Source organism: Sphingomonas sp. HITSZ_GF (assembly GCF_029543155.1).
Classification (GTDB): domain Bacteria; phylum Pseudomonadota; class Alphaproteobacteria; order Sphingomonadales; family Sphingomonadaceae; genus Sphingomonas.
In genome coordinates, this window is record NZ_JARQXA010000008.1 from 19,480 (window position 1) to 42,564 (window position 23,085).

Below are 23,085 nucleotides of genomic sequence, written 5' to 3' on the forward strand. Positions count from 1 at the left end.
CCCGATCTGCTATGCGGACGGGCATGTCCAAGCCGTCCCGCCGCATCCTCCTGATCTTCGGCACCCGCCCCGAGGCCATCAAGCTCTTCCCGGTCGTCCGCGCGCTCGCCGCCGTCCCCGGGCTCGACGTGCGGACCTGCGTCACCGCCCAGCATCGCGGGCTGCTCGATCAGGTGCTGTCGATCGCCGGGCTGACGCCCGACGTCGACCTCGACCTGATGGAGCCGGGCCAGACGCTCGACCAGCTCACCGCCCGGCTGCTCACCGGCCTGGGCAAGGTGATGGACGACGAGAAGCCCGACCGAGTGATCGTCCAGGGCGACACCGCCACCGCCATGGTCGGCGCGCTCGCGGCCTATTATCGCAAGGTCCCGGTCAGCCATGTCGAGGCCGGGCTGCGCTCGGGCGACATCTACCAGCCCTGGCCCGAAGAGGTGAACCGCCGCATCGTCGCGCCGATCGCCGACCAGCATTTCGCCCCGACCGACACCGCCGCCGATGCACTGCGCCGCGAGAACATCGATCCGGCGACGATCCACGTCACCGGCAACACGGTGATCGACGCGCTGCTCGCCACCCGCGCCAGGATCGCGGCCGAACCCGAGCTGGCGGCCGGGCTCGACCCGATCGCCAGCCGCTTCGCCGGCAAGCGCATCGTGCTCGTCACCACGCATCGCCGCGAGAATTTCGGCGGCGGCATGGAGGATATCGCCCGGGCGCTCGGCCAGATCGCCGATCGCGACGACACCGCGATCCTCTTCCCGATGCATCCCAATCCCAACGTCGTCGCGGCGATGGACAAGGTGCTGGGCGACCGCCCGAACGTCGCCCGCATCGAACCGCTCGACTATCCGCACTTCATCCGGGCGCTCGAGCTTTGCGACGTCGTGCTCAGCGATTCGGGCGGCGTGCAGGAAGAAGCGCCCGCGCTCGGCAAGCCGGTGCTGGTGATGCGCGAGACGACCGAACGCCCCGAAGGTGTTGTCGCGGGCACTGCCAAGCTGGTCGGGACCAGCCCGGAGCGTATCGTTTCCGAAATCTCAACCCTCCTGGACGTACCCTCGGCCTATTCGGCCATGGCCCGCGCCCACAATCCGTTCGGCGACGGCCATGCTTCCGAGCGGATTGCGGGGATCGTCGCACATGGTTTCGGATTCTGAGCTCAAGGTCTGTGTTCTCGGCCTGGGCTATATCGGGCTTCCCACGGCAGCGGTGATCGCGCGCACCGGCGCGCGGGTGCTGGGTGTCGACGTCCACCAGTCCGTGGTCGACACGGTCAATTCGGGCAAGGTCCATATCGAGGAGATCGACCTGGACGGCCTTGTCTCGGGCGTCGTCGCCCGCGGCAATCTGCGTGCCTCGCTCAAGGTGGAAGAGGCGGATGTCTTCGTCATAGCCGTCCCCACCCCCTTCGGCGAGAACCACGCACCCGACATCGGCTATGTGCTCAAGGCCGCGACCAACGTCGCGATCACGCTCAAGGCCGGCGACGTGGTGATCCTCGAATCGACCTCGCCCGTCGGCACCACCGAGAAGGTCGCCGAACTGCTCGCCCAGCTCCGCCCCGACCTCAAGATCCCAGGCCACTGCACCGGCAGCGCCGATGTCGCCATCGCCTATTGCCCCGAGCGCGTGCTGCCCGGCCGCATCCTGGTCGAGCTCATCGACAATGACCGAGTCATCGGCGGCATCACTCCGCGCTGCGCCCGCAAGGCGCTGCAATTCTATCGCCGCTTCGTGCGCGGCGCCTGCGTCACCACCACGGCCAAGGCCGCGGAGATGACCAAGCTCACCGAGAACGCCTTCCGCGACGTCAACATCGCCTTCGCCAACGAGCTGAGCCTCGTTGCCGAGAATATGGGTGTCGACGTGTGGGAAGTGATCCGCCTCGCCAACCGCCACCCGCGCGTCAACATCCTGTCGCCGGGCCCGGGTGTGGGCGGGCATTGCATCGCAGTCGATCCCTGGTTCCTGGTCAGCGCCGCGCCCGAGCAGACGCCGCTGATCCGCACCGCCCGCGAAGTGAACGACGGCAAGACCGACTACGTCATCGGCCATGCTGCCGCGATGATCGAATCGAACCCGGCGGCACGCGTCGCCTGCCTCGGCCTGGCCTTCAAGGCGAACATCGACGATTTCCGCGAAAGCCCCGCGCTCAAGGTCGCTGCCGCGCTGGCCGAGCGTTTCGGCGAGCGCGTCCAGATCGTCGAGCCCTATGCCGATGCCCTGCCCAAGCCGTTCGACGGCACCGGCGCCGGGCTGATCGACATCGACAGCGCGATCGAAAGCTGCGGTATCTTCGTGGTGCTGGTCGATCACGACGTGTTCAAGTCGGTCCCGCTCGACGAGCGCGCCGACAAGCTGGTCTATGACACGCGCGGCATCTGGCCGGATCAGCCCCGCGCCGCTGCCGGCGAGCCGCTCCGGCTGGCGAGCTGATCCGCGGGCCCGCACAGGGCCAGCAACTCGCCATCCGCTTCCCGCGCCCGCAGCATCGCCGCCACTCCGCGGCGGGCGAGCGGCCGCGCGACGAAAGCCAGCATGGTGAGCCCGAGGATCGCCGCATCGCTTCGGCGCGAGCGGTGCTCGAGCCAGGCAAGGCCCAGGCGCAGCTTCTGCGGGCGGATCACTGCCTGATAATGCGCCAGCGGATCGGCGACCCGTGCCAGCGCCCGCCCTTCGTCGAAGAACAGGATCGAGGCGAAGCAGGTGATCCCGGGGCGCACGGCGAGCAGCCGCAGATCCTCGGCCGCATAATCCTCCGCAGCGCACAACGTGTCGGGCCGGGGGCCGACCAGCGCCATCTCGCCGCGCAGCACATTGGCGAATTGCGGCAGCTCGTCGATCTTCCAGCGGCGTAGCAGGCGCCCTACGCGAGTCACGCGTGGATCGCCTTCCGGCGCCAGTCGCCCGCCCTGCAGCTCGGCATCGCACACCATCGTGCGCAGCTTGAGCATCGAAAAGGGCTGCCCACCCCGCCCCAGCCGGCGTGCGCGATAGAGCGGCGCGCGCCTGTCCTCCAGCCAGATGGCAAGCATCGCAGCGAGCAGGATGGGAGCGACCGCCCCCATCAGCAGCGCGGCGGTCACGATCTCGAAGCTGCGTCCCGTCCGCTCTCTCATGCTGCCGGGTTAACCGGGAGACGCCGCCTCCGGCAAGCGCCTCAGCGGCTGCGGACCAGGATCGATTGCCAGTCGCCGTCGAGCGGCTTGTCGCGATCGGCGATCAACCCGGGCACGGCGGGCCGTGCGGAAAGCGTTTCGACCTTGGCGGCCTCCGCTTCGAGCGTGGCGACCCGGTCGCGCCACGCCGGATGCGAGCGGCTGCGCAGGATGCCACCTGCCTTGCTCGGCCCGAAATGCTTCCAGAAGGCGACGCTCGCGCGCGCCGGATAGTCGGCATTGGCGAGCAGATAGACCGAGAGGAGATCGGCCTGGATTTCGGTCTGGCGGAAATATTTCACATTGGCGCCGAAGCCCGAGAGCAGCCCATAGTCGACGCCGCGCGCCTCGAGGCGATCGCGGTGATGCAGGATGTTGTGCGCGAATTCGTGCGCGATCACCGCGGCAAGCTGGTCGTCGGGATAATCGTCCAGGAAGCCGGAGCCGATCTGCACCATCGCGCCGTCCGCCGAAGCGGAAAAGCCGTCGTTCAGTTCCAGCTCGAAACGCGACTTGCAGGCTCGCACCGGCTGGAGCGTCATCCGGATCGGCGCGCCTGCGCGAATCGCCTCGATCGCGATCGGCGCGTCTGTCGGCAATGCGGCAATGGCAAGCTGTGCAGCCACCAGCCTGTCGGTGGTACCGGGCTTTCCCGGCAGCGCCGCGATGTCCACGGTGCCGACACGCACCAGCGAATCATCGGCCCGCAGCCCGGCAGCATCCGCAGGACTGCCCGTGATCACACCTTCCACCGCCACCGGCGCGGCGAACTTGAAATGGGCGCGCGCCGATTCGCGGGCATTTGCGTCGAACTGGTCGAGCGTGTGGAGCTGGAGGCCGGTGCCCGCCTCGATTCGGTCGCACAGCCGCGCATTGGCGGTCGCGAGGCGCCAGCCAATGCCGGCGACCCGCATGTCCGCCGCCCGCACCGCTTCGAACAGCGGCGCATCGTCTGCATGCGCCGGAATCGCCGGAATCGCCGGGAGCGCGGCAAGCGCGGCCAAGCCCGCCAGGGCACCCTTTCGACCGGAACGCGTGCGGGTGCGAAATGTACGGAACGCGGATTTCATGTCGCCTCTCCTACGCGCAGCCGGCGTCATCGCCAAACGCCCCCTGCTCTCCTTTTAGCGAATCGCCGGATGCTACCGATTCGGGATCGCGCGATGGATTTTTGCAGCGCAGCTCGAACCGGCATCGGCCACTGCCACGAAAACGTCACAAAAAATCCCCTCTAACCATCACGAAACACGCCCATTTCGGCTGAGAGACTAAATTAACCCCCTTGGCGATATTGGTGCAGCGCGTTAAGGACGGCTGCGTAACCACTTGGTTCGGGTCGACCGGGTGCTAACGTGAGTTCGGACAAACCGGACCAGGTGTTGCCAATGGGTCACGTCGGGAACTTTCTCGCCGTAGCCAAAGTTTGAGGTGTTGCGACTGCGTAGGTCCTGTGTCATAGGACTACCTGACGAGAGCACCAGAGCTCGAAAGAGGGAGAAAAAGAGTGTTCACTAAGCTTCTTACGGCAGCTGCTATCGCGTCGATGGCTACCGCCCCTGTTCTGGCCGCTCCGACGAGCGCGTCGAAGCTGTCGCTGTCGGGCGTTCGCGCTTCGACCTCGAGCGACGACAAGAGCGAGCTGGCTCCGGCCGTGCTGATCGGCGTTCTCGCCACCGTCGCCATCATCGGCGGCGCCGTGGTTCTCGCTGACAGCGACGACACGCCCGACAGCCCGTAGTCTTCGGCTGCCAAGGCAGAGTTTCGAAGTGGCGGCCTAACGGCCGCCACTTTTGTTTTGAGCGCATCTCAACGCTTCCGCGAAGCGCGCGCGCACGGAGATGTTGAATGTCTCCCCCAACGCAGTATCGCATGGATCATGCTGTCGCGTTTCTTCTCCAGTAAGGAAGCAGGCCGTAACGCCGCTCCCCGCGTTCCCGATGGCCAGCGGGTTTACGCCATCGGTGACATTCATGGCCGGTTCGATCTTCTGAAGGACCTGATCGGCAAGATCGACGCGGATGCCGGCGGCCAGCCCTATCTCCTGATCTTCCTCGGCGACCTGATCGATCGCGGGCCGCAATCGGCGGACGTCGTCGAATATTGCCGCCGCCTCGCCGACGAACGCCCGGCAGGATCGACTCGCTTCCTCTTGGGAAACCACGAGGAAGTGTTCCTGCTGACGCTAGAAGGCGACACCAGCGCGGTGAAGCTGTTCAACCGGATAGGCGGCCGCGCCACCGCGGTCAGCTATGGCGTCTCCGAGCCGACCTATGATTCGCTGGACTATGCCGAACTGCTCCAGGCGGTATCCGACGCAGTGCCCGAGCAGCATGCGCGCTTCCTTTCCTCCTTCGAGGACGTGGTCGAAGTCGGCGACTATGCCTTTGTCCATGCCGGCGTGCGCCCGGGCGTCCCGCTCACCGAGCAGCGGGTAAGCGACCTGCGCTGGATCCGCGACGAGTTCCTCAACCATCGCAAGCGGCTGGATAAGATCATCGTCCATGGCCACACGATCAGCGACAAGGTGGAAGTGCTGCCGCATCGCATCGGCATCGATACCGGCGCCTATGCCAGCGGCGTGCTGACCGCGATGGGCTTCGAAGCGGATCGGAACTGGGTGCTGCAAGCCACGGACATCTGATCCGGCAGTTTGCCATCCTTCACGGCGCCGGCGATAGCGCGGCAATCAAATCGAGCGGAAGTATCCATAGCAATGTCCAGCCTTAACGACCTTGCCAGCTTCTCCGCCAAATGGGGCAGCGACTTCCTGCTGGTCCAGGGCGCCGGGGGCAACACCTCGCGCAAACAGGGTGACCGGCTGGTGGTAAAGGCCTCGGGCCTGCGCCTCGCCGATGCGCTGGCACGAGACGTGTTCGTCGACGTCGCCATGACCGACGCGCTGGCGATGATCGACGGGGGTAAGGCACCGACGGGCGCCAACGGGCTGCGCGCGTCGATCGAGGCCAGCCTCCACGCCGTGATGCCCGGATCGATCGTCGCGCATCTCCACATGGTTTCGCTGATCGCAGTCGCGGTTCGCGCGGATGCCGAGGCGGTTCTGGCGGAGCGGCTTGCCGGCCTAAACTGGGCGTTCCTGCCCTATCTCCAGCCGGGTGCGGCGGTCGCGCAGGCCGTCCAGGCCAGTCTGGCGGAACGCGGCCCGATGGACGTGCTGGTTCTCGGCAATCACGGCATCGTTCTGCAGGGGGAGACATTCCAGGCAATCGAGGCGTTGCTGGCGGATGTGGACCGGCGGCTGGCTTATGCGCCGGCAGAAACCGGCCCGCGCGACGAAGAGAAGCTGGCGCGTGTTGCCGCCAGGTTCGGCCTCGAGCCCGCCCGGCTCGAACAGACCCACCTGGCCGCGCTCGACCCCGCCGCGCTGCGCCACGCCACCACCGGATCGCTCTACCCCGACCATGTCGTCTTCCTCGGCCGCGGCGCCGGGATCGTCGACGAGGAGTCGGACGCGCTCCAGCCGGACCGGCTGCTGCACTTTGTCCCCGGCGCCGGCGCGCTGCTCGCCCCCGGCCTGCCCGACGAGGCACATGAAATGGCCGCCTGCCTCAGCGAAGTGGCCCGCCGCATCCCCGCAAACGCCACCGTCGCGCCCCTCAGCGCGGAGGCGGAAAACGTGCTGGCCAATTGGGATGCCGAAATCTATCGCAGGAACCTGGCGGCGCATCCGCGCCTCGATCCGGGGGCGTAACAATGCAGATCGTGATTCCGATGTCGGGCTTCGGCGAGCGCTTCCGCCGTGCCGGCTATGCGGTGCCCAAGCCGCTGATCGAAGTCGACGGCAAGCCGATCATCGCGCACGTCGTCGACCTCTTCCCGGGCGACCACGACTTCATCTTCATCTGCAACAGCGACCACCTGGCCGAACCTTCCTACCGGATGGCCGAGATCCTGCGCGCGATCGCGCCCAAGGGACGAATCGTGCCGATCGGCCCGCACAAGCTGGGGCCGGTCAACGCCGTGCTGCAGGCCGCGCAATATATCGATCTCGAAGCGCCCACCGTCGTCAACTATTGCGACTTCACCTGCTATTGGGACTTCGAGGATTTCGCCGCCTTCGTCCGCGAGACCGACTGCGACGGTTGCGTCCCCGCCTATAAGGGCTTCCACCCCCACAGCCTGGGCTCGACCTTCTATGCCTATATGCGCCAGCAGGGGCTGTGGATGGAGGACATCCAGGAGAAGCAGCCCTTCACCGATCAGCCGCTCGAGGAATATGCCTCCAGCGGGACCTATTATTTCCGCTCCGGCGCGCTGTGCCTCGACATGTTCCGCAAGCAGATGGAGCAGCAGCTCGAGGTCAACGGCGAATATTATGCCAGCCTCGCCTACAAGGTGCTGGCGCGCGAGGGCGGCCGGATCGCCATCTACCAGCTCCAGCATTTCATGCAGTGGGGCACGCCGCAGGATCTGGCCGACTATCTCCGCTGGTCGAGCATCTTCCGCCGGCTGACCGGCAGCGACGGCCGCCAGGCGCGCCATCATGGCGCGATCCTGCTGCCGATGGCTGGCGAGGGCCGCCGCTTCGCCGAGGCCGGCTATGCCCTGCCCAAGCCGCTGGTGCCGGTGTCGGGGCGGCCGATGGTCGTCCAGGCGATGCGCGACCTGCCGAGCGCGCCGGTGCAGACCTTCGTGCTGCGCCAGAACCTGCCCGGCGTCGAGGCGATCGAACGCAAGCTCCGCGCGACCTTCGTCGGTGCCCGCTTCCGCATGCTGGAGGCGCTGACCGAGGGCCAGGCGATCACCTGCCAGTTCGGCGCCGAGGAACTCGATCCCAAGGCGCCGGTGACGATCGGCGCGTGCGACAACGGCATGCTCTACAACCTCGAGGCGTTCGAACGGGCGATCGACGAGGACAGCGGCGCGGACGTGCTGGTCTGGGTGATCCGCGGCCATGCCGATGGCGAGCGCCGCCCCACCATGTTCGGCTGGGTCGATGCCGATGCCGAGGGTCGCGTGACCGGCGTGCGGGTGAAACAGGTGCCAGAGGATCCGAAGGTCGATCCGATGATCATCGGCACCTTCACCTTCCGCCGCCTGGGCGATTTCCAGGAGGCTGCGAACCGGCTGGTGGCGCGCGACGGCCGCGTGAACGGCGAATTCTATGTCGACAGCCTGATCGAGGACTGCGTCGACATGGGCCTCAACGTCCGGCTGTTCGAGATCGATTATTATATCGGCTGGGGCACCCCGATCGATCTCCAGACCTTCGAATATTGGCAGAGCTGCTTCCACAAGTGGAAGAGCCATCCCTATCGCCTGGAGAAGGACGCGCGGGTGCCCAGCGCATCGATCCCGGCGCTGCTGGAGCAGTATCGTGCCGCACCGGCGCCGCGCCCGGAGGGCACACCCGCCCCGGTCGCACCGGCATCGCCCTCCCCCATCCGCCGGCTCGCCCAGGCGATCGGTATCGGCGCGCGCTGAACATGCTGCGGAACCTGTTGAGCACTGACAAGCTGCACGCGCAGTTCATCCGCTTCGTCGCGGTGGGCGTGATGTCGACGGTGTTCGACGGTATCGCCTATCGCATCGCGCTCACTGCGCTGCCCGTCGGCGGATCGAAGGCGATCGGCTACCTGGTCGGCACCAGCTTCTCGATCCTGTGCAACTATCGCTGGAACTTCGGCTATGCCGGGCCGGACCGGGCGGGCGTGATCCTGCGCTGCGTGGCGCTCTATGCCACCGCGCTCGTGCTCAACGTGGCGGTGAACCAGGCGGCGCTGGCCGTGCTGCCCGCGAGCGCCTTCTCGTTCACCCTCGCCTTCCTGATCGCGGTGGGCGTCTGCACCATCTACAATTTCGCCGGCATGCGCTTCTGGATCTTCGCGGGCACGGTGAAAGCGCGCCAGCAGGCGCAGTGATCAGCCGCGCGTGACGTCGCGCAGCAGCCGCCGCAGCTCGCCGAAGCTGTCGAACACCGCGTCCGGGGCATTCTCGCCGCTGTCATAGACCTTCACGCCGGCGTGGCGCTTCTGGATGGTGACCGCATCGACCGCGGCACGCGCGCCGCCGATATCGGAAACCGGCTCCTCGCCGACCATCCACACCGTGCCCTCGACTCCGCCGAGCTTGGCCAGCGCCAGCTCGAAATTGCGCGCCGACGGCTTTTCGCAGCCCACTTCCTCCGACGTGACGATCCAGTCGACCAGCCGGTCCATGCCGAAATGGATGATCTTGCGGAACTGCGTCTCCGCGGTGAGATCGGTGACGATCACCGCGGGGATGCCGCCGATGCGCAGATCGTCGAGGAACTCCAGCGCTTCGCTGAACAGCGTGGCGGCGTTGAGGAAGGCGCGCCAATAGGCCTGGTTCATCTGCAACGCGAGCAGCGGCTGGCTGGAGAAGCCCGCGCGCTCGATCGTCCGCTGGAAATAGAGCAGCCGGTGGTGCGAGGCCGCGGTCTTGCCCAGCCGCGCCTTCAGCTCGGTGCGGGCATCGTCGAAGCAGTTGTTGAAGTCCCGGGCGCCCAGATTCAGCGCGTTGGCCACCAGCGTCTCGACCGCGGCCATGCCGGCGCGATGTGCGGGATCATAGGCGTAGAAGGTGTTGTCCAGGTCGAGCAGGACGCAGCTCGGTGGCGAGCGGAACGCCGCCTTGTTACGAATTTCCATTACGCCCCTTTCCGCGAAGCCAAACGCTGGCTGAGCTGATCGAGCACTGCCAGCTGCATAATTCCCATCATCCCGCCGGCCCAGCGCGGCTCGACGGCCAGATAATCGGCCATTCCGGGCACCAGCGCCACGCTCGCCATCGCAATGTCCTCCGGCGAGGGATCGCCGACCACCTCGATCGTCGGCCGCCCATTGGACTCCGGCGCCGGTACGACCTGGAGCCCCAGGATGGAGATCAGGGTGCGGGTGAGATTCTCGATATTGCCGCCTTCGGCCACGCCGATGCGCAGCGCCAGGCGAACCGGCCGGTTGTTGTTCAGCGGGTCCTTCACGTCCTCCGGATCGACCGGGAACAGCGAAAGGACGAGATGCGCGGCGTTCGCCTGGGGGCGGATGTAGCGCGCGCTGTCGGCTTCGCGCTTGCGCAGCGAAGACAGCACCGCCTCCAGCGAATGCCCCCGCACCCGCACGTCGCGCCGCACCTTCAGGCACACGCGCAGATCCTCGTCCATGGCGAGGAAGATGCGAAGGTTCAGTGCCGCGTTCAGCTCGGGAATGAACAGCGCGTGCAGGCCCGATGCGATGATCACGTCGGTCGGCGACACACGGTGCGGCTTGGTCATCCGGCCGCTGCTGTGATCATAGTGCGGCACTTCGATCGTGTAGCCCGATTTCAGGCCGATGATGTCATTGCCGAAGCGCCGGAGATCATTGGCGTCGGGATTGAGGTGCGTCAGCGCGCGCCACATCGGCTTGTGCCGGTCCCAGCTGTGATAGTCATCGCCCGAGACCAGCGCGGTCGAGGGAACGCCGAACAGCTTCTCCAGCGCCGAGGCCAGCGTGTCCTTGCCCGCCCCCGAATCGCCGGCGATGCCGATCGCCAGCGGGTGGCGGGTCGCCCGGTAGAAGGGATCGCGCAGCAACCCGTTCTGCAGCAGCTGGAAAGCGATCATGCCGCCCGCCGCAAGCTCGAGCGAGAGCAGCATGTTGAGCACGCGCGGCGGCGGCGTGAGCTGCGGCACCGCGAAGGGCAGGCTGGCGCCGCTCGCGGTGAACAGGTGGAAGCCGACGAACAGCAGCGAGAACAGCCCGCCGAGCAGCCAGCCCGAACGCCCCGATCGCGTCAGGTGCACCGCCAGGAACGGCACCAGCCACATCGACCAGCCGGGCGAGGCCGGGGTCAGCAGGAACAGGATGAAGAAGCCGATCCCGATCAGGTTGAACAGGATGTCGAAGTTGAAGCGCCGCACGCGCCAGGCCGCCAGCACCAGTGCCGCGAAGACCAGCGGCATCACATAGACGACCATGTTGTCATAGGCGATGACGAGCGAGAACACCTTGGCGCTCTCCGGCGTGCCCAGCACCATCTTGCCGAAGCCCGGCGAGAACAGGAAAGGCGCCAGCGTCGCGACGCTGATCAGCGTGCCTCCCACCAGCCGCAGCGCCCGATCGCGCAGGCGCCGGGCGGCAAGGCCGTAGATCCACACAAAGGGGAAGGCGATGACCATGCTCATCTTCGCCGCCGCGGCCAGGCCGATGGTGATGCCTCCGGCGCCGAACCGCCCCTTGCGCAGCAGCGCCAGGCCCGCGGTGATGACGAGAACGGGCAGCACATCGAGCTGGCCGTGCCAGTAGCAGACATAGATGACGATCGGGGACAGCCAATAGGCGAAGGTGAGCAGCGCCGCGCCCTTCGGATCGGTCAGGCGCCGCAGCGTCCGGAACAACAGCCAGTCCAGCGCCAGCACGGTGAGCGCCAGCCCCAGCGCGGCGCCGCGATCGGCGATCAGCCCGCCGATCAGCGTCAGCGGCGCGAAGACGAGCAGGTAGATCGGGCCATAGGGAAAGGCCGCGGGATCGCCGCCCGCTGCCAGGAAGCTCGTCCAGACGTCGATCGATCCGCTGTGCGGCACCTGCTCGATGAAGCGCAGGAACCAGTTCTGATAGGTGACCGGCACCGCCAGCAGGATCAGCGCGATGCGCAGGATCAGGCCCAGCCAGAACCCCTGCCGCTCGAAGCGAAGCGCGAAACTTATCTCCAAAGCGCCGGCTCCTTGGTACACACGGCATCGAAGGCGATGCCCGCGGCCGCCGCATGCGCGCGCAGCTGCGCGGCTTCCTCGGCCGGCGGCCGGCCCTGCAGCTCCGGCGAGACGAGGCAAAGCTTGAGGCCCGCCGCCTTCAGCGCCCGGAGATCCTCCGCACGCGGCAATGCCGGGGTGAAGATGTCCACCCACACCCAATCGATCATCGGGGCGATCGCCAGCGCGGTCTCCACCGATTCATATTCCGATACCCGCACCGCGCAGCGGCGCTCCCCTGCCCGCGCCGCGCGCACGAGGAAGGGAAAGGACTGGTCGAGGAAGAAGAAGCGCTCGATGCCGCGCGCCGCCATCAGCGCGAGCAGCCGGGCCTCCAGCCCTTCCTCCTTCACGTTGAGGATCAGCGTGCCGTGCCGGTAATGCGCCAGCCACGCCTCGAAATCCCCGCCTTCGGCAAAGGGATCGTGGTGGATCACCAGCCGGTCGCCCTGGCTGCGGATGTCCACCTCGATGCCCTGGTCGGTCGGCGTCTCGCGCAACTGGTCGATCAGGTTGCGCCGGTGGGCGATGATTTCGGTCTCGGCCATGCGTTTACCGCCCCGCACGCCGCTTGCGCTTCAGGTCGAAGCTGAAGGCGAGCGTGCGCCGCACGAACTTCATCCGCGCCTTCATGCCGGTGTTCCAGTGCGAAGCGCCGAACTTGCGCGGGCCGAAGCGCACCGGGAATCGCTGCATCGCCAGCCCGGCGTCCTTGGCGAGCCAATAGGCATAGAGATCGAGCGCGAAATCGTGCGGCGGATTGTCCCAGCTCTCGAAGAAGCTGCGATGGAACATGGTCGGCTGTGCGTTGATGTCGCGCATCACGCGCTGGGTGAGCAGCGTCTCGAACACCGACATGCCCGCGGTGAATGCCGAGTCGACCAGCGGCCGCCCGTAGCGCCGCCCCTTCACGAACAGCCGCGTCGGATCGGCAGCCTTATCGAAAAAGGCGAGGCCGGTTGCCGCATCCATCGGGTCGGTCTGCTGGTCTGCATGCGTCCAGCCCAGGATATCCCCCTCGCCCGCGCGAAGGCCGGAGAGGATTCCGAATCCATACCCCCGATTCACCCCAACCCGGATCGAGCGGATGCCGGTCATGCCCGCAAGCAGCTTCGGCAGCACCTGGGGCGTGTCGTCGGTCGAGCCATTGTCGACGAGCACGATCTCGACGCGCGGATCAGTGGTCAGCTTCGCGCAGCGCTCGAGCAGCCCCGGCAGATTGAGCGCCTCGTTATAGCAAGGAATGATCAACGAGAATCGCATGCGCCCCCCTCCGCGCTCGCAGCTATCAACCCCGTCGGCCACCCACAAGCGCCGACTCTGCTTCCTATGACCTCAACCGGCGATGAGCCGCTGATGGAGCGCGGCGACGTGCCGGCCATAGTCGCGCTGGCTATAGTCCTCGCGGATCATCCTGGCGTTGCCCCGCCCGATCTCCGGGATGCGGTCGCGCAGCGTCGCCACTTCGGCGATCGCGGCGCGAAGCGGCTCGGCTTCGCCCGGCGCCACCAGCCGACCATGGACGCCGTCCTGGATCACCGATCCGGCATTGGGCGTGGTGATGACATAGGCGCCCGCGGCGAGCGCCTCGAAGATCACCCGTGCCGAACCCTCGGCATAGGTCGGAAAGATCACCGCGTCGCAGCGCGCCAGATAGTCGGTCATCTTCTCGCGCGCGATCATGCCGACCACGGTCACCCGCGGATCCGCCAGCAGCGCCACGCACGATTCGCGGGTCTCGTCGTCCAGCGAGCCGGCGATCGTCATCCGCCAGTCGACACCGTCCAGCCCCGCCATCGCCTCGGCGAGCGTGGGCGCGCCCTTGCGCGGGTTGAGCGCGGGGACGAACAGGTGCAGCGGCCCTTCGCCCACCGTGTCGCGCGGCGGGATGTGGCGCGCGAACGTGTCGTCGATGCCCCAATAGATGACGTTCAGCTTCTCCGCCGGGTAGCCGAGCCGCAGGAAGGTCTCGCGGACGAAGTCGGAGTTGAACAGAAACTGGTCAGCATGCTCGAAATCGCTCTCGATATAGCGCTCGACTGCGCTGATCGGCGCATTCGGATCGACCTTGTCGAGATTGCCGCGATGCCGGATCAGCTCCTCGACGTAACGGGGATGCGCGATCGAGTGATCGCAGATCGTCACCATGCCCAGGTCCTTGGCGACCTGAACCGAGCGCCCGCCATAGCCGGCACGATAGTGATAGATCTTCGCGCCCTGCTTCGCGGCCTGGGGAAGCAGCCGCGCCGCGGCCTCGCCATAGGCTTTCATACCCCAGAGGTTGAGCTTCTCCTCGAACGGGCCTGCGAACTCGCGCGCGGCATAGATCGCCTCGCTCAGCCACAGCGAACGGACATAGCGGGTCGGGATGTTCTCTTCCCGCCCCAGCAGGCGCACGATCTTGCGGTTGCCGGCCAGGCCCAGCCGCGACAGCCACGACTTCAGCCGCGGCGTCGGATAGGCGCCAGTGAGGAACATCGACAGCTTCTGCTCCGCGGCGATTTCCGATGCGATCACCGACAGGAAGAAACGATTGAAGCCGTTGGAGACAACTATCATCTGACGACTTCTCCGGTCCGAATTGGAGGCTGATTGCGGTGGTCCATGTCCCTCACCAGAGCCTCCGATAGATTTCGTCGTAGAGCGGCTCGCAAAGCTCGCGAAGGGCACGCTCGTCCTCGGCGTTGATTTCCCCACGCCACAGATCGGGCAGCGCCTGGGCATTGCGGACTAGCTCGTGGATCTTCGACGCCGGCGGGCTCACCACCGTACCCGAAGTCAGCCGCTCCACCGCATCCTGGATCGCCGGCGTGAACGGAATGCCGAGGTCGGCGGCGACCCGCCGGGTCTCGTCTATCGGATTGTGGCAGAAATCCTCGTGCAGGCAGAAGGAGACGGACAGCGGATGCGCCGCCCGGACCTCAACTGCATGCGCGTTTACAAGGTTCCAGAGCAGGCCGGCCTCGGCCGCCGGGGTCTGCGCCGCCGCACGCGCCGCGGGATCGAGCGCGCCCTGTGCCACAAGATCGTCCAGCGGGATGATGTTGTGCCAGCCGACGCGCACCAGCGATCGGTAGAATGCCACCGGGTGCTTGATCGTGTAGATGACCTTGAACCCGTAGCGCTCGATCAGCTGCCGCGAAGCGAGCGCGAGGAACGGATCCTTCAATATCAGCCGATTGGGCGGCACGCGCACCGCACGGTGATAGACGCGCTGGTTCGACGACGGCTTCAGCCAATACGCCCATTGCTTGAACAGGCTGCTGGTCGTGCGGAACCGGCCCTCTTCGCCGCGCAGGAAGCGGTCGAGAAGATCGTCCCAGCGGTGGTCGGCGCCATCCGCATTGGCGTACCAGCGGTCCACGCCCTCGATGCCGAAGTCGCGATTGAAGGGTTCGAAGATCCGGGCGCTCCCGCGGTCCGCGGCGATGAGCCGGCCGAGCAGCGTCGTGCCGCTGCGATGGGTGCCGGTTATCGCCAGGCGCGTCGCCGCAGCGAGCAAGCCAGGGGGCCTTTGCGATACATCAGGGTTCTCAAGCACGCGCAACACCTGCAACACGGACACGCTAGCTACGCGCGCGCCTGAAGGGAGGGAGAGGACACCGCAGACGTCTGCTGCAGCCATTGCCAGGCGGTCGCCATCACGGTGTCGACATCGCTGTACTGCGCGCGATAGCCCAGCAGCTGCTCCGCCTTGGCCGGATCCGCCACGAGCGAGGGCGGGTCGCCCGGCCGGCGCGGCGAGTCGATCACGGGTATCTTGCAACCCGTGACCCGTTCCGCCGCATCGATCAGCTCCCGCACCGACTTGCCGGCGCCGGTCCCGAGATTGACGGTGATGCTCTCGCCTGACGCACGGATGTGACGCACCGCGCGCAGATGGAACTCGGCGAGGTCGTCGACATGGATATAGTCGCGAACCGCCGTGCCGTCGGGCGTCGGATAGTCGGTGCCCATCACTTCGATCGCGGGCAGCTGGCCCGCCGCCGCCATGAGGATCCGCGGGATGACGTGCGGCTCGGGATCGTGGAGCTCGCCGATCTCGCCGCCGCGATCCGCGCCGGCCGCGTTGAAATAGCGCAGCGCAGCATAGACGATGCCATAGGCCGCCGAATAATCGGCGAGCGCGCTTTCGATCATCAGCTTGGTGCGGCCATAGGGATTGATCGGCAGCGGCGTCGTCTGCTCGTTGATCGGCATCCGGTCCGGCTGGCCATAGACCGCGCAGGTGGACGAGAAGACGATATGACGCACTCCCGCCCCGCGCATCGCCTCGAGCAGCGAGATCGAGCCGCGCACGTTGTTCACATAGTATTTCTCGGGATCGACGACGGATTCGCCGACATAGGCCTTGGCCGCAAAATGGAAGACGGTATCGACGCCATTGTCTTCCATCGTGCGCTTCAGCAGCACGGTGTCGTTGATATCCCCCTGCACCAACGGAGACCAGCGAACGAAATCAGCATGGCCCGTCGACAAATTATCGTACACCAGGAAGTCAATTCCCGCCCCGGCCAGCGCCTTGCACAGATGCCCCCCGACATAACCGGCGCCACCAATTACGATCGCTTTCACGAAACCCCCTTAGAACACGCGCCGCACCGCAAACCAATTCCCTGTCGCCAAATCGAGATCAGGCGGCGCTGTTGCTGCATCGCGATATCGCACTCCTTGGCCAACAGCCAGCGGCAATTCAAGTATTTGCCGGCGGGAGCCCTACCCTCTGCGCGCCCGCAGCTTGCGCAGCGACAGGCGCGCGATCCGGCGCAGCTCCGCGGGGCCTCGCACGATCGCGAAGAAGCGGTCATCCAGCACCTGTGCCGCGCCGCTCGTGGCGATGACGTAGAGCGTCACCTCCACCGCGAGGAGCGGCATCAGCAGCGCCCAGAGCGGCAGGTGGAACTGTGCCAGCACCGCGGAAGCCGCCAGCGCGAGCCCGGCGGAGATCGTCCAGACGGTGGAGAAGCGCAAATGCCGGGTCGCCGCGGAGATGATCCCGAACGACGGGTAGTAGGCGACCTTCAGCACGTTGACGAGGATCAGGACGATGAACGCCGCCATGTCTAGCTCGACCTTGCGCTGCACCCAGAAGGGGAAGATCAGCACGACGAGAACGAACAGGCCGAAGCCCGCCAGCGGGGCGGCGACACCGATCGCGAAGGCCATCGCGCGGTGCAGGTTGCGCAGGAACAGCGTCCGCCCGCGGCCGAGCAGGATCGCGGCTTCGGCCATCAGCGTCGAATAGATCGGCACGAACACCATCTGCAGCACGCGCGACGCGGTAGCCGAGGCGGAATAGACGACCAGGCTGTGCGCGCCGAGCGCCAGGCCGACCAGGATGTTGTAGCCCTGGAACAGGATCGCATTGGCAATGGGGAAGGCCATGAAGCCGAGCGACGGCACGATCAGCGCGCGGAGTTGCGCCCATACGCCGGCCAGCCGCAGCAGGACCACCTCACGCTCGCGGAAGCGCAGATAAAGGCCGAGGAACAGCCATTGTGCGACCCGAACCGCCGCCAAGGCCGCCGCCACCACCGAAGCCCGCGGCGTGATCGCCAATGCCAGCGCGATCGCGCCCAGCTCGATCAGCGACACCACGCTCCAGATCATCGATTGCTCGGGATAGCGCCCGATCCCGCGCAACCCGGCGAAGTTGATCGAACCCGCCAGGCTGGCGCAGACCGCGATGCCGAGCCAGAACAGGGTGGCGGTCAGCTCGTCGCCGGTGATGTGATGCAGCGGAAGCGCGTCCTGCGCGTGCAGCACATAGAGGACCAGGCCGAGCGCGAGCAGCAGGACCATGTTGATCGCGGCGATGAAGACCCGGATCGCCGCGAAGATCGCGCGGGCCTGCTCCCGCCGTCCAGCGGCCATCTCGCGTACCATCGCATTGGCTCCGGCATCGCCCATGCCGAAATCGGCCAGCGCCAGATAGGAGGGGATGCTGTAGAGCAGCAGCCACTCGCCATAGGTATCGGCGCTCCAGAAGAACAGAAAAAGCGGCACCTGCGCGAATTGCACGATCGCGCGCGTCGCCAAACTGAAGCCATTGCCGAGAAAAGCCTTGAACACGCGCTGGTGAAAGGAACCGGCCGACAACCCCGAACTGCTCATCTACAATCAGCCTACCACCCCAGCTTTGGGGACGCTTTGCCCGAAGCCGCCCGGCAGCGCGAGGCCAAAATTGAATGCAGCGCGGTTCATCCCGCGCTGGCATCGCAATACTGCGGTGCGGAAGATTTTTGCTGACTTCGCGCCGCGATCCATGCAAACACGAACCGCGTTGCGGGCCCATCAGCCCGCGCCACACCGAGGGGTTCCGAGTGACGACGACAAGAGCAGCGCCGAACAAGGCGGGGTAGCGAAGCGCCCCGGCCCTGCGAAGCGATGGGAATGCGCGCGCTCCGCTCCGCGATCCATATCGCCTTCGGCATCACCCCTTGCGACATGACTATTTCTCGACAGGAAGAAGCGACGAAATGAAGCAGAAAGTTGCGCTTATTACCGGTGTTACTGGTCAGGACGGTGCATATCTCGCGCGGTTCCTGCTTGAGAAGAACTACATCGTCCACGGCATCAAGCGCCGATCCTCGTCGTTCAACACCGGCCGCATCGAGGACATCTACCAGGATCCGCACCTGCCGGACCCCAATTTCATCCTCCACTATGGCGATCTGACGGACAGCACCAACCTGATCCGGATCGTCCAGGAAGTGCAGCCGGACGAGATCTACAATCTCGCGGCGCAGAGCCATGTCGCCGTCAGCTTCGAGACGCCGGAATACACCGCCAATTCCGACGGCATCGGCGTGCTGCGCATCCTCGAGGCGATCCGTATCCTCGGCCTCGAGAAGAAGACCCGCTTCTATCAGGCATCGACCTCGGAGCTGTACGGTCTGGTCCAGGAAGTGCCGCAGCGCGAGACCACGCCCTTCTATCCGCGCTCGCCCTATGCCGCGGCGAAGCTCTATGCCTATTGGATCGTGGTGAACTATCGCGAGGCCTATGGGATGCACGCCTCCAACGGCATCCTGTTCAACCATGAGAGCCCGCTGCGCGGCGAGACCTTCGTCACCCGCAAGATCACCCGCGCCGCCGCGGCGATCAAGCTCGGCCGCCAGGAAAAGCTGTTCCTCGGCAATCTCGACGCCAAGCGCGACTGGGGCCATGCCCGCGAATATGTGCGCGGCATGTGGATGATGCTGCAGCAGGACGAGCCCGACGACTATGTGCTCGCCACCGGCGAGACGACCCCGGTTCGCACCTTCGTCGAATGGGCGTTCGAGGATGTCGGCATCGCGCTGGAGTGGAAGGGCACCGGCGTCGACGAAAAAGGCTATTGCCGCGAGACCGGCCGCTGCCTGGTCGAAGTCGATCCGCGCTATTTCCGCCCGACCGAGGTGGAGCTGCTGATCGGCGATCCCGCCAAGGCGCGCGAGAAGCTGGGCTGGAAGCACGAGACCTCGGTGCGCGACCTCGCGCGCGAGATGGTGCAGGAAGACCTGAAGGTGATGCGTGACTCGGTGGTGATGAAGGAAGCCTGAGCGCATGTATTCTCTCGAGGGCAAGCGCGTCTATGTCGCCGGCCATCGCGGCATGGTCGGCAGTGCGATCGTGCGGCGGCTGGCCGACAAGCAGTGCGTAGTGCTCACCAGCACGCGCGAGGACGCGGACCTGCGCGATCAGGCGGCGACGCGGCGCTGGCTGGAAAGCCAGCGTCCCGACGTCGTGGTCGTGGCCGCGGCGAAGGTGGGCGGCATCCTGGCCAACGCCACCTATCCGGCGGACTTCCTCTACGACAACCTGATGATCGAGGCGAACCTGATCGAGGCCTCGCACCGCGTCGGCGTCGGCAAGCTGCTGTTCCTCGGATCGAGCTGCATCTACCCGAAGTTCGCGCCGCAGCCGATCGTCGAGTCCGCGCTGCTCACCGGCTCGCTCGAGCCGACCAACGAATGGTATGCGATCGCCAAGATCGCCGGGATCAAGCTCGCCGAGGCCTATCGCGCCCAGCATGGCTGCGATTTCATCTCGGCGATGCCGACCAACCTCTACGGCCCCGGTGACAATTTCGATCTCAATTCCAGCCATGTGCTGCCCGCGCTGATGCGCAAGGCACACGAGGCCAAGCAGGCCGGCGCCAGCGAGATCGTGATCTGGGGCACCGGCACGCCGCGCCGCGAGTTCCTGCACGCAGATGACTGCGCCGATGCCTGCGTCCACCTGATCGAGCAGTATTCGGACGCCGAGCACGTCAATGTCGGCTCCGGCGAGGATGTGACGATCTACGAGCTGGCCCAGCTGGTCTGCGAGATCGTCGGTTTCCAGGGCGAGATCGTCCGCGACGAGACCAAGCCGGACGGCACGCCGCGCAAGCTGATGTCGGCGGACAAGATCCGCGGGCTCGGCTGGAAGCCGCGGATCGAGCTGCGCGAGGGCATCGCCGCCACCTATCGCTGGTTCCTGGAACACAAGGCCGACGCGGGCCGCTGATGCGCATCCTCAACGTCATGTTGACCCTCGACCCGGAATATGGGGGGCCGGCCGAGGGCGTCCGCCGCCTTGTCGAGGCATGGCGTGCCGATGGGCATGTGGCGGATGTCGTGACGCTCGACGATCCCGAGGCGCCCTATATCCGGGCCGATAATGAAGGCGTCTTCGCGCTGGGCAAGCGCGGCGGGCCCGACGCGCGCACGGGCCCCCAGCCCTTCCTGCGCCGCTTCTCCTATTCGCCGCTGATGGTGCCGTGGCTGCGCGAGAACCGGAAGCGCTATGACGGCGTGCTGGTCCATTCGCTGTGGAACTACTCCACCCTGGCGGCGCGGCGCGTGCTGGTGGGATCGGACACGCCCTATTTCGTCTTCCCGCACGGATCGCTCGATCCCTGGTTCCGCAGCGCCTATCCGCACAAGCATTTCGTCAAGTCCTTCGTCTGGCCGTTCAACGAAGGCGTGCTGATGCGGAACGCCACGGCGGTGATGTTCACCACCGAGGAGGAGCGCGTGCTCGCGCAGGACATTTTCCTGCCCTACAAGGTGAACCCGGCGATCGTCGGCTTCGGCAGCCGCGATGCCGAGGGCGATCCCGAGCAGACCGTCCGCGCCTTCCGCGCCGCCGTGCCGGCGCTCGGCGAGCGGCCTTTCCTGCTGTTCCTCAGCCGGATCCACGCCAAGAAGGGCTGCGACCTGCTGATCAAGGCCTTTGCGGGCATCGCGGCGGAGCGCCCCGAGCTCGACCTGGTGATGGCCGGTCCCGACCAGGACGGCTGGCAGGCGCGGCTTCAGGACCTTGCGGCCTCGCTCGGCATCGCCGATCGGATCCACTGGACCGGGATGATCGAGCATGACGTCAAATGGGGTGCGTTCCGCGCCTGCGACGCCTTCGCGCTGATCTCGCACAGCGAGAATTTCGGGATCGTCGTCGCCGAGGCGCTGGCCTGCGAGCGACCGGTGCTGATCACCGACAAGGTGAACCTGTGGCGCGAGGTGAAGGAAGACGGCGCCGCACTGATCGGCACCGACACCCAGGAGAGCGCCGACGCGCTGCTGCGGGAGTTCGTGGCGCTCGCGCCGGAAACCCGCGCTGCGATGGGCAAGGCCGCGCGCCGCTGCTTCGAGCAGCGCTTCCGCATCGGCGCCGCGGCGCAGACGATTGTGAAAACCATGCAAGATTACGGGGCAGGCAAATGAGCATCGCGCGCAAGGCAGCGAAGGTCGCCAGCCTGCTTCCCAACGCCCGCTTCCGCTCCGCGCTGCTCGGACAGCGCGTTGCCGCCGCCGTCGAGCATCTCGAGGCGATCCGCTTCTGCGCGCCCGCCACCTTGCTCGATGTCGGCGCCAACAAGGGCCAGTTTGCCACTGCCGTGCGCGGCACCTTGCCCGAAACCCAGATCCACGCCTTCGAGCCCCTTCCCATGGCCGGCGAGCGCTTCGAGGCCGTGTTCAAGGGCGATGGCCACACTCAGCTGCACAAGGTCGCGCTCGGCAAGGAAGCGCGCGAGGCGCGTTTCTACGTGGCGGATCGCGACGACAGCTCCTCGCTGCTCAAGCCCGGCGCCGGGCAGGCTGCCGCCTTCGGCGTCTCAACCGCGCGCGAGATCACCGTCAGCGTCAAGCCGCTGGAGGCGGTGATCGACCCGGCCACGCTGCAGGGCCCGATCCTGCTCAAGATCGACGTCCAGGGCGCCGAGCTGGAGGTGCTGGAAGGCATCCAGAGCCTCGACCGGATCGATTTCATCTATGTCGAGCTGTCGTTCGTCGAGCTCTATGAAGGCCAGGCCCTGTTCGAGGACGTCCGCGCCTATCTCGCGTCGCGCGGGTTTCTGCTGCGCGGCGTGTACAATCAGGTAAGCACTGCGGAATTCGGTCCGACCCAGGCGGATTGCCTCTTCGTCCGCGCCGACCGCGAGGGAGGTGCTGCATGAAGTTCTCGATCGTCACGATCTCCTTCAACCAGGCGCCCTATCTCGAGCGCGCGATCCAGTCGGTACTCAGCCAGAAGAGTGTAGACGTCGAGTATATCGTCGTTGATCCCGGTTCGACCGACGGCAGCCGCGAGATCATCGAACGCTACCGCGACCGCATCGCCAAGGTCATCTTCGAGAAGGACACGGGCCCCGGCGACGGGCTCAACAAGGGTCTGGCGGCGGCCACCGGCACGCTGTTCGGCTATATCAACGCCGATGACGAGCTGCTGCCCGATGCGCTGGCCGAAGCGGCGGCGTTCCTGGAGGCACATCCCGAAATCGACGTGGCCTATGGCAAGGGCTATTTCGTCGACGAGCAGGGCAAGCGCACCAAGCATCTGATCCCCAGCAAGACAGTCACGCCCCAGGCCTATGCCGACGGGCTGACCTTCATCGTGCAGCAATCGGCATTCATGCGGACCGAGGCGCTGCGCGCCGCCGGCGGTTTCAACGTCGACAATCGCACCTGCTGGGATGCCGAGGCCTTTCTCGACATGGCGCTGCGCGGGTCGCGCTTCGCCCGGGTATGGCGCGACTGGGGCCTGTTCCGCCTCTACCCCAACTCGATCACCGGCAGCGGCACCAATCGCGAGCGCTATCTCGCCGATTGCGCGCGCATGTTCGCCAAGGTCCATGGCCGCCCCCCCGCCGCCGCCGACCATTTGCGAGCGAAGCTGCTGCGCCCGCTCCACCTCGCCAGCGATCCCAAGCGGGTTCTCGCCAAGCTGACCTCCTGAAGACCGGAAACA

At 66.4% G+C, this 23,085-nt stretch carries 22 protein-coding genes; 12 read left to right on the top strand and 10 right to left on the bottom strand.

Going from position 1 to position 23,085, the window contains the following annotated elements; translation table 11 throughout:
* The first annotated feature begins 23 nt into the window (after nt 1-23).
* On the top strand, nt 24-1,160 hold the full coding sequence (gene wecB / locus P6144_RS18980; protein WP_277769392.1) for a UDP-N-acetylglucosamine 2-epimerase (non-hydrolyzing): 1,137 nt from the start codon (nt 24-26) through the stop codon (nt 1,158-1,160).
* Nucleotides 1,144-2,439 carry a UDP-N-acetyl-D-mannosamine dehydrogenase gene (gene wecC, locus P6144_RS18985; RefSeq protein WP_277769393.1) on the top strand — a complete coding sequence of 432 codons (1,296 nt, stop codon included), beginning with the start codon at nt 1,144-1,146 and terminating at the stop codon, nt 2,437-2,439. The genes wecB and wecC overlap by 17 nt, the downstream gene beginning before the upstream one ends.
* On the opposite strand, the gene P6144_RS18990 is transcribed toward wecC, so the two are convergent.
* Both P6144_RS18990 and P6144_RS18995 read right to left on the bottom strand, forming a co-directional pair.
* Nucleotides 2,394-3,122 (bottom strand): sugar transferase, encoded by a 729-nt coding sequence (locus tag P6144_RS18990; RefSeq protein ID WP_277769394.1) that lies wholly within the window; start codon nt 3,120-3,122, stop codon nt 2,394-2,396. The two genes, wecC and P6144_RS18990, sit on opposite strands and share 46 nt — an antisense overlap.
* Before the next feature lie 41 nt (nt 3,123-3,163).
* Entirely contained in the window at nt 3,164-4,165 is a 1,002-nt protein-coding gene (locus tag P6144_RS18995; protein ID WP_277769395.1) for a M48 family metallopeptidase, read from the bottom strand.
* A gap of 539 nt (nt 4,166-4,704) precedes the next feature.
* Between P6144_RS18995 and P6144_RS19000 the strand changes: the two genes are divergently transcribed.
* The 5 genes from P6144_RS19000 (at nt 4,705) to P6144_RS19020 (ending at nt 9,040) form a co-directional block, all read left to right on the top strand.
* The gene (locus P6144_RS19000; protein ID WP_277769396.1) at nt 4,705-4,899 is read left to right on the top strand and encodes a hypothetical protein; all 195 of its coding nucleotides are present in this window, start codon (nt 4,705-4,707) and stop codon (nt 4,897-4,899) included.
* 138 nt (nt 4,900-5,037) lie between these two features.
* The gene (locus P6144_RS19005; RefSeq protein ID WP_277769397.1) at nt 5,038-5,802 is read left to right on the top strand and encodes a metallophosphoesterase family protein; all 765 of its coding nucleotides are present in this window, start codon (nt 5,038-5,040) and stop codon (nt 5,800-5,802) included.
* A 72-nt stretch (nt 5,803-5,874) separates the two neighbouring features.
* Complete coding sequence (locus P6144_RS19010; RefSeq protein ID WP_277769398.1) at nt 5,875-6,870, top strand: class II aldolase/adducin family protein; 996 nt, start codon at nt 5,875-5,877, stop codon at nt 6,868-6,870.
* 2 nt (nt 6,871-6,872) lie between these two features.
* The gene (locus P6144_RS19015; RefSeq protein WP_277769399.1) at nt 6,873-8,603 is read left to right on the top strand and encodes an NTP transferase domain-containing protein; all 1,731 of its coding nucleotides are present in this window, start codon (nt 6,873-6,875) and stop codon (nt 8,601-8,603) included.
* 17 nt (nt 8,604-8,620) lie between these two features.
* Nucleotides 8,621-9,040, top strand: coding sequence for a GtrA family protein (locus tag P6144_RS19020; RefSeq protein WP_277769400.1), 420 nt, complete (start codon nt 8,621-8,623; stop codon nt 9,038-9,040).
* On the opposite strand, the gene P6144_RS19025 is transcribed toward P6144_RS19020, so the two are convergent.
* From P6144_RS19025 to P6144_RS19060, 8 genes are all read right to left on the bottom strand, one after another.
* Nucleotides 9,041-9,790: an HAD family hydrolase gene (locus P6144_RS19025; RefSeq protein ID WP_277769401.1), complete on the bottom strand. Its 750-nt coding sequence runs from the start codon at nt 9,788-9,790 to the stop codon at nt 9,041-9,043.
* Nucleotides 9,790-11,832: a glycosyltransferase 87 family protein gene (locus P6144_RS19030; protein WP_277769402.1), complete on the bottom strand. Its 2,043-nt coding sequence runs from the start codon at nt 11,830-11,832 to the stop codon at nt 9,790-9,792. The genes P6144_RS19025 and P6144_RS19030 overlap by 1 nt, the downstream gene beginning before the upstream one ends.
* Entirely contained in the window at nt 11,823-12,419 is a 597-nt protein-coding gene (locus P6144_RS19035) for a hypothetical protein (RefSeq protein ID WP_277769403.1), read from the bottom strand. Before P6144_RS19035 ends, P6144_RS19030 begins: the two co-directional genes overlap by 10 nt.
* A gap of 4 nt (nt 12,420-12,423) precedes the next feature.
* Nucleotides 12,424-13,134, bottom strand: a complete 711-nt coding sequence (locus P6144_RS19040; protein WP_277769404.1) for a glycosyltransferase family 2 protein — start codon at nt 13,132-13,134, stop codon at nt 12,424-12,426.
* Between the two features lie 72 nt (nt 13,135-13,206).
* Entirely contained in the window at nt 13,207-14,430 is a 1,224-nt protein-coding gene (locus tag P6144_RS19045) for a glycosyltransferase family 4 protein (protein ID WP_277769405.1), read from the bottom strand.
* Nucleotides 14,431-14,482: 52 nt separating this feature from the next.
* Complete coding sequence (locus P6144_RS19050; RefSeq protein WP_277769406.1) at nt 14,483-15,373, bottom strand: sulfotransferase; 891 nt, start codon at nt 15,371-15,373, stop codon at nt 14,483-14,485.
* Between the two features lie 68 nt (nt 15,374-15,441).
* A complete protein-coding gene (gene galE, locus P6144_RS19055; protein ID WP_277769407.1) occupies nt 15,442-16,446 on the bottom strand; it encodes a UDP-glucose 4-epimerase GalE in 1,005 nt (334 codons plus the stop codon).
* A gap of 141 nt (nt 16,447-16,587) precedes the next feature.
* Complete coding sequence (locus P6144_RS19060) at nt 16,588-17,985, bottom strand: hypothetical protein (RefSeq protein ID WP_277769408.1); 1,398 nt, start codon at nt 17,983-17,985, stop codon at nt 16,588-16,590.
* Between the two features lie 365 nt (nt 17,986-18,350).
* On the opposite strand from P6144_RS19060, the gene gmd reads away from it, so the two are divergent.
* Genes gmd through P6144_RS19085 form a run of 5 tightly spaced genes read left to right on the top strand, consistent with a single transcriptional unit; the run spans nt 18,351 to nt 23,073 of the window.
* The gene (gene gmd / locus P6144_RS19065; RefSeq protein ID WP_277769409.1) at nt 18,351-19,415 is read left to right on the top strand and encodes a GDP-mannose 4,6-dehydratase; all 1,065 of its coding nucleotides are present in this window, start codon (nt 18,351-18,353) and stop codon (nt 19,413-19,415) included.
* Between the two features lie 4 nt (nt 19,416-19,419).
* Entirely contained in the window at nt 19,420-20,364 is a 945-nt protein-coding gene (locus tag P6144_RS19070) for a GDP-L-fucose synthase (RefSeq protein ID WP_277769410.1), read from the top strand.
* A gap of 17 nt (nt 20,365-20,381) precedes the next feature.
* Nucleotides 20,382-21,560, top strand: coding sequence for a glycosyltransferase (locus P6144_RS19075; protein ID WP_277769411.1), 1,179 nt, complete (start codon nt 20,382-20,384; stop codon nt 21,558-21,560).
* The gene (locus P6144_RS19080) at nt 21,557-22,294 is read left to right on the top strand and encodes an FkbM family methyltransferase (protein ID WP_277769412.1); all 738 of its coding nucleotides are present in this window, start codon (nt 21,557-21,559) and stop codon (nt 22,292-22,294) included. Before P6144_RS19075 ends, P6144_RS19080 begins: the two co-directional genes overlap by 4 nt.
* Complete coding sequence (locus P6144_RS19085) at nt 22,291-23,073, top strand: glycosyltransferase family 2 protein (RefSeq protein ID WP_277769413.1); 783 nt, start codon at nt 22,291-22,293, stop codon at nt 23,071-23,073. Before P6144_RS19080 ends, P6144_RS19085 begins: the two co-directional genes overlap by 4 nt.
* The last annotated feature ends 12 nt before the right edge of the window (nt 23,074-23,085 follow it).

Coding starts and splice junctions, on each gene's coding strand:
- wecB (WP_277769392.1), top strand. CDS start 24: ATGTCCAAGCCGTCCCGCCGCATCCTCCTGATCTTCGGCACCCGCCCC.
- wecC (WP_277769393.1), top strand. CDS start 1,144: ATGGTTTCGGATTCTGAGCTCAAGGTCTGTGTTCTCGGCCTGGGCTAT.
- P6144_RS18990 (WP_277769394.1), bottom strand. CDS start 3,122: ATGAGAGAGCGGACGGGACGCAGCTTCGAGATCGTGACCGCCGCGCTG.
- P6144_RS19000 (WP_277769396.1), top strand. CDS start 4,705: ATGGCTACCGCCCCTGTTCTGGCCGCTCCGACGAGCGCGTCGAAGCTG.
- P6144_RS19005 (WP_277769397.1), top strand. CDS start 5,038: ATGCTGTCGCGTTTCTTCTCCAGTAAGGAAGCAGGCCGTAACGCCGCT.
- P6144_RS19010 (WP_277769398.1), top strand. CDS start 5,875: ATGTCCAGCCTTAACGACCTTGCCAGCTTCTCCGCCAAATGGGGCAGC.
- P6144_RS19015 (WP_277769399.1), top strand. CDS start 6,873: ATGCAGATCGTGATTCCGATGTCGGGCTTCGGCGAGCGCTTCCGCCGT.
- P6144_RS19025 (WP_277769401.1), bottom strand. CDS start 9,790: ATGGAAATTCGTAACAAGGCGGCGTTCCGCTCGCCACCGAGCTGCGTC.
- P6144_RS19035 (WP_277769403.1), bottom strand. CDS start 12,419: ATGGCCGAGACCGAAATCATCGCCCACCGGCGCAACCTGATCGACCAG.
- P6144_RS19040 (WP_277769404.1), bottom strand. CDS start 13,134: ATGCGATTCTCGTTGATCATTCCTTGCTATAACGAGGCGCTCAATCTG.
- P6144_RS19045 (WP_277769405.1), bottom strand. CDS start 14,430: ATGATAGTTGTCTCCAACGGCTTCAATCGTTTCTTCCTGTCGGTGATC.
- P6144_RS19060 (WP_277769408.1), bottom strand. CDS start 17,985: ATGAGCAGTTCGGGGTTGTCGGCCGGTTCCTTTCACCAGCGCGTGTTC.
- gmd (WP_277769409.1), top strand. CDS start 18,351: ATGAAGCAGAAAGTTGCGCTTATTACCGGTGTTACTGGTCAGGACGGT.
- P6144_RS19070 (WP_277769410.1), top strand. CDS start 19,420: ATGTATTCTCTCGAGGGCAAGCGCGTCTATGTCGCCGGCCATCGCGGC.
- P6144_RS19075 (WP_277769411.1), top strand. CDS start 20,382: ATGTTGACCCTCGACCCGGAATATGGGGGGCCGGCCGAGGGCGTCCGC.
- P6144_RS19080 (WP_277769412.1), top strand. CDS start 21,557: ATGAGCATCGCGCGCAAGGCAGCGAAGGTCGCCAGCCTGCTTCCCAAC.
- P6144_RS19085 (WP_277769413.1), top strand. CDS start 22,291: ATGAAGTTCTCGATCGTCACGATCTCCTTCAACCAGGCGCCCTATCTC.